This is a genomic window from Streptomyces blattellae, from assembly GCF_009709555.1.
Lineage (GTDB): Bacteria > Actinomycetota > Actinomycetes > Streptomycetales > Streptomycetaceae > Streptomyces > Streptomyces blattellae.
The window spans coordinates 1-636 of the sequence record NZ_WJBG01000022.1 but is presented as its reverse complement, the minus strand read 5'-3'; the positions used below and the strand labels follow the sequence as shown (position 1 = coordinate 636).

Below are 636 nucleotides of genomic sequence, written 5' to 3'. Positions count from 1 at the left end.
GGTGTGGGACTACGTGAGTCGGCGCCGTCAGGAGATAGCGGAGGCGGCCGGAGCGGCGCCCTCGGCGGGATTCGTGATCCGGCACAACCAGCCGGGCATGGATGCCGAGGTCGACTTCGGTGAGGCATGGGTCGATCTGGCCGGTGAGCGCACCAAGTGCTTCGTGTTCGCATTCCGGCTGGCTTACTCGGGCAAGGCGGTGCACCGCATCACGGTTTCCTGCGGCCAGGAGGCATTCCTGGAAGGACACGTCCACGCGTTTCGCACGCTGGGCGGGGTTCCGGGCGGCCAGATCCGCTATGACAATCTCTCCCCGGCCGTGTCGAGGGTGATCCGCAAGAGCCGGTCGCGAGAGGAGCATCCGCGCTGGAGGGACTTTCGCCAGCGGTTCGGCATCACGCCGTTCTACTGCGAGCCGGGACTTCGCGGCGCCCATGAGAAGGGAGGCGTGGAGGGCCAGGTCGGTTACTGGCGTCGCAATTACTTGACGCCGGTGCCGCGGGTCGACTCCCTGGATGAGCTCAACGCCCGCTTCGCGGAGTTTGAGAGGGCGGAGGAGGCACGGCGGATCGGGATGCGGATTCGCACCATCGGCCAGGACTTCGCCCAGGAGGCCCCGCTGCTGCTGCCGCTGCC

General features: G+C 67.6%; 1 pseudogene. It reads left to right on the top strand.

Going from position 1 to position 636, the window contains the following annotated elements:
- Nucleotides 1-97: 97 nt before the first annotated feature.
- Nucleotides 98-636 (top strand): annotated as a pseudogene (locus GFH49_RS00790) (DDE-type integrase/transposase/recombinase); the annotation flags it as partial.